This is a genomic window from Streptomyces sp. (genome assembly GCF_019510245.1).
Lineage (GTDB): Bacteria > Actinomycetota > Actinomycetes > Streptomycetales > Streptomycetaceae > Streptomyces.
In genome coordinates, this window is sequence record NZ_JAEKKT010000423.1 from 1 (window position 1) to 4,667 (window position 4,667).

General features: G+C 67.4%; 4 protein-coding genes. 3 read left to right on the forward strand and 1 reads right to left on the reverse strand.

Annotated elements, in window-relative coordinates:
• Positions 1–1,814, forward strand: a 1,814-nt coding sequence (locus tag JF597_RS53300; protein WP_294014230.1) for an RICIN domain-containing protein, incomplete at its 5' end; no start/stop codon positions are given.
• Between the two features lie 340 nt (positions 1,815–2,154).
• Positions 2,155–2,676 carry a suppressor of fused domain protein gene (locus tag JF597_RS53305; protein WP_294014232.1) on the forward strand — a complete coding sequence of 174 codons (522 nt, stop codon included), beginning with the start codon at positions 2,155–2,157 and terminating at the stop codon, positions 2,674–2,676.
• Between the two features lie 122 nt (positions 2,677–2,798).
• On the opposite strand, the gene JF597_RS53310 is transcribed toward JF597_RS53305, so the two are convergent.
• Positions 2,799–3,326, reverse strand: a complete 528-nt coding sequence (locus JF597_RS53310; protein ID WP_294014233.1) for a hypothetical protein — start codon at positions 3,324–3,326, stop codon at positions 2,799–2,801.
• A 227-nt stretch (positions 3,327–3,553) separates the two neighbouring features.
• Here JF597_RS53310 and JF597_RS53315 point away from each other — a divergent pair.
• Positions 3,554–4,667: hypothetical protein (locus JF597_RS53315; RefSeq protein WP_294014235.1), on the forward strand; the 1,114-nt coding region annotated here is incomplete at its 3' end.

The following is a 4,667-nucleotide window of genomic DNA, read 5'->3' on the forward strand; positions in this document are numbered from 1 at the left end:
CGAACGTGCCCTATCGCGCCGGCTACCGTGCCCAGCTGCACAATCTGTCCGTGCACGCCGCCACCGACGACGGCCACACCAGCGACGCCACCTACCGGTTCGGATTCCGGGAGTTCACGCAGAACGGCGCGTACTACTACCTCAACGGCGTCCGGGCGAACCTGCGCGGCGACAATCTCCAAGGCGCCGACTACGACCGGGTCAACAACGGCGGCGTGGGCGACGCCTACGACACGCTGCCCGGTTTCCTGCCGCCGTCGGGCACGAACGGCGGCTGGCCGCAGGCCGTCGACAACCTCCAGCGGCTCAACTACAACGTGGTCCGCATCCACCAGGAGCCGGCCAGCCCCTACATGCTCGACGTGGCCGACGAGATGGGCCTGATGATCATCGACGAGACCGCCATCCGCGGCTCCAACAACACCCAGGACTTCGTCGCCGGACACGACAACATGGTCAACCACGCCCGCGCCCTGGTGCTGCGCGACCGCAACCACCCCGCGGTCATCCGCTGGAGCCAGGCCAACGAGCCGACCGGCAGCAGCTTCGACTCTGAGCGGTTCGAGCAAGACCTGTACGCGGCGATGAACGGCAACGACGGCACCCGGCCGATCAGCGTCGACGCGGGTGTCGGCGCGGCACCGAACCACTACCCGAACATGACGTACGCCAACTTCAACATCGTGCCGCACTACCTGGACGGCTTCGGCCACTACGGCTCGCAGCTCTGGTCCGGGACCGGCCGCCCCCTCGGCGACGGTGAGTACATCTGGCCCGCCTGTAATAACAAGCAGGGTTTTGAGTGGTTCGCCACTTCCACGATCGCCAAGCGCGGCAAGGACGCCAGCGACCTGCGCCCGTACACGCTGCTGTCCGCCTGGGCCGGGTTCGTCCCCGGTGTGCGAAGCACCGACTTCACCCCCGAAGAAGGCGGCCACCCGATCTACGGTGCCGACAACCTGACCGATCCCTGGAGCAACCCGCAGATCCAGCGGATCCAGGCCGCGTTCAACCCCATCGCCGCGATCGACCTGCCCTACTGGGCGGCCTCCGGCGCCTCCGATTCCAACGGCACCTTCCCGCTCCCTTCGGCGGTGCCCGGCTATTCGGCCGGCAGCACGGTGACACGCACCATCACCGTGTTCAACGACGACTTCAGCGGCACCTCCGTCGGCTTCACCTGGACGGCGCGCCTCGACAGCCCCACCGGCACGGTCATCGCCACCGGCACCAGCACCCTCACCATCCCGCTCGGTTCCCGGGTCACCGCCCCGGTCACGTTCACCGCACCGGCCAGCGGCTCGCGGATCTACCTGGTGCTGACCACCACCAAGGGCGGCACCACCACGTTCACCGACTCGATCGAGTACTTCACCCTCAGCGGCTCCAACAGCGGCCCCACGCCGGGCACGTACCACATCGTCAACCGCAACAGCGGCAAGCCTCTGGCCATCGCCGGCAACTCCACCGCCGACGGCGCCAAAGCCGTCCAGCAGACCGGGGCTGCCGCATGGACCATCGCCACCACATCCGGCGGCGCCTACACCCTGACCTATACGGCCAGCGGCAAGGCGCTCGACGTCAACGCCTCCTCCTCGACCGCGGGCTTGCAGCTGCAACAGTGGACCGCCAACGGCGGCACCAACCAGCAGTGGTACCTCAAGCCCGCCGGCACCGGGTACTACACCATCGCCAGTCACGACAGCGGACTGGTGGCAGACGTCTACGGCGCATCGACCAGCGACGGAGCCCAGGTCGTGCAATGGACCGCCAACGGCGGCGCCAACCAACAGTGGCAGCTGGTGCCGAGCTAAGGAAGCTACGGAAGCTAAGGAAAACGACAGCAGGAAGCCGCCAGACTCGCGCAAGAGAAACAGGAAGCTGAGACCCGGCGAGTCTGGCCGGCCGTCCTCGACGAGGCACGGCCCCGATGCCGTCGCCCCGTGGGTGCAGATGATGCGGGGTGACCCCAACGGTCATGCTGCGAGCCGGTAGCGGGATCGGTGGGTGCGCTGGTGTTCTTTGAACCAGGTGGTAGGCCCAGTATGTGTCGAAGCCTGCATTGGAGATCAGGACACGGAGTTTGACCTTCGGTACCGATACCGGCGGCCAGGGCCGAACGTCATCGGCGCTTTCACGGCCTGGGCTCGGCATTTGATCGACAAGCTGCTGCGAACCAGGCAGGATGCGCTCATGATCAGCCGTGTCGAACGCTTCCTGGCCCACCTCGACCGGCTGTCCCGTGGCGTTGAGCCGGCTTTCACGCCGTTCCGGTCGAGCACCCCCGACCTGGACCAGGCCACGGTCATGACCTATAGCAATCATCCTTCGCCCGGCTACCTTGTCGGTTACACCTACGGGCTGTCGCTGGCCGACCACCCCGCCTGGCGCAACGGCAGCCGGGAACTCTCCATCAGTGTCCGATCGACTGACCGCCTCTGGGCCATGGCGGCCGGCCACCTCGCCGAAACGCTGCGCGGCAAATGCCCGTTCGGCTACGGGAATACCATCGACTTCGGTGAGCCGATCTCGCCGGAGTCCCGAATGACCGCCTTCGTGATCTACGAGCCGACGATCGCCGATCCGCAGGACTTCCGGGTCGACGTCAGCCCCGAAGGACACGAAGGCCACGACGTCATCAACATCGTCGGGCTCTATCCCATCCATGACGTCTAGCGGCAGTACATCGCGGACCACGGGCTCGAAGCGTTCTTTCTGGAACCTGGAGTGGGACTCTTTCGATGTCACGCGCCCGCCAGCCGTGTGACCCCTGGCATTCGTCGACCGGGGCGTAGTGGTCAGCGGGATTCTCGCCAGCGTGGCGCCTCGTCGTCGGGGGTGTCCGGGCTGGCGAAGTGGAACGGGACTCCGAAGTGCTGTGCCAGCGCTCGTCCGGTGGTTTCCGCTTCCAGGGCCTCCGGCCATGGCGGGGCCTGGCCGTTGAACAGTCGCAGGTCTCCGCCGTGGCGGATGAATGCCAGATCGACCTCGGCCTGCGGCTCCGTCATTGCCGCAGCCAGGATGACGAACCAGCCTTGTGTGTCGCCGTCCCAGAACGCTTCGATTGCGGCAGGTCGTCCGGGCAATGCTTGGACCTGGCCGATCAGCGTTGCGAGATCTCGGGGCCGTTCCGGCGTCCGATGGACGCGGTCGCCCAGTTCGCGATACCGCTCGGCGACGATGACCTGACAGTCGCCGAGGCTCGGCCGTGGCTCGATGCCGCAGTCCCAGATCTCGCGGACGGCCTCGAAACGGCGGTCCTGCAGGACGAGTTGATCGGCCCGCTCCCGCACCCGGTCGGGCAGTGAAGCCCATGTTGTCGCCACCAGCCACATTCAATCAGCTCGACGATGGTCGAACCGCAGACGCGGAGCGTGGTCGAGTGCTTCCATAGAGTCGTGGATGGTGGCCACGACTTACGGTGGAGCGCAGCCGATGAGGGTATGGATGCTGTGCTGTGGTCGCATTGCGTCTCATGGACGGATCTGATCGTCCCTATCGGCGTCGGGCAGGGTGGAGCCGGGCTGGACCTGGCCGAGGACTGGCCCCGGCGGTGGTCGGTGTCCTGGAAATCCGGGCGTGCCCTGGAGTCTGCTCGGTCTGGGAACTGGCGCAGTCGCCGGTGACGGACGTGGATCCGATTCGCGGGTTTTCCTGGCGTCGCGGACAGCGACACCGTCCCGGCCTTGAGTTCCTCGTCAGCACTGGCCGGCACCATGGGTTCGAGAGCCTGGAGGAAGCGCGGGTTCTGCTGGCGCTGGACTTCGCCGGGGACCTGGTCGACGTGGTGTCCCAGCCCCTGAAAGTCCGATTCGGGACCGCCGGCGACCTCAAGCCCAGGGATCAAACCCCTGACTTCCTGGCGGTGACGCGTTTCGGAGTGTGGCTGATCGACGTCCGCCCGGAGCCGCTGATCCGCGACGAGGACTGGGAGTCCTTCGCCGCGGCCGGGAAGGTCGCGTTGGCCTGCGGTTGGCACTTCGTGCTGGTGGGGCGGTGGCGCGAGCACGTTCCCTGGTCCTTGGACGCGATCTCCTCCCAGCGCCGGCCGCTGACCGATCCGCTGGGTCTGCAGCCGGAGCTTGTGGACTCGGCCGGCCGGGGCCTGTCGTTCGGCGAGATCGCCGCGGCCAGCCGGTGCGAGCCGGTGGCCGCTGGCCGACCCGCGCCGCCCAGGCCGCCGACGGCATCGACACCGAACGGCGCCGCCGGCGGGAGGCAGCCGTCCCGGTCGCACCCAAGCCCCCGCCCGCCCTGGGATCCAGCTTCCGGCAGCGCAACATGTTCCTCCTGCCCGAGGACGATCAGGAGGACCCCCGTGACGGAACCGCCGGCTGCTGAGAGCCCGATCGTCCCGTTCCTGCGAGCCGGGCCGCCACCGGACCGCACCAGGTGGGAGGGATGGCAGCAGTGGCGGGCGATGCGAGGCACGTTCACCCCGGCATCGTGGCTGTCGCTGCGGGAATACTCGGCGCTGAGCCCAAGACGCAAAGCGCTGCACGACCTGCACCGGACCGCCACGCATGTGAACATGCGGCTGCAGGAGACACCGATGAGCCTGAGGGTCTCCGGTTTCTTGCGTGGGCGGCTGCAGAACAACGCCGTGAAGTTCATGCCCGGCACCCGCGACGGCCTCATGATCAAACGGCGTCAAGATCCCGTTGCGG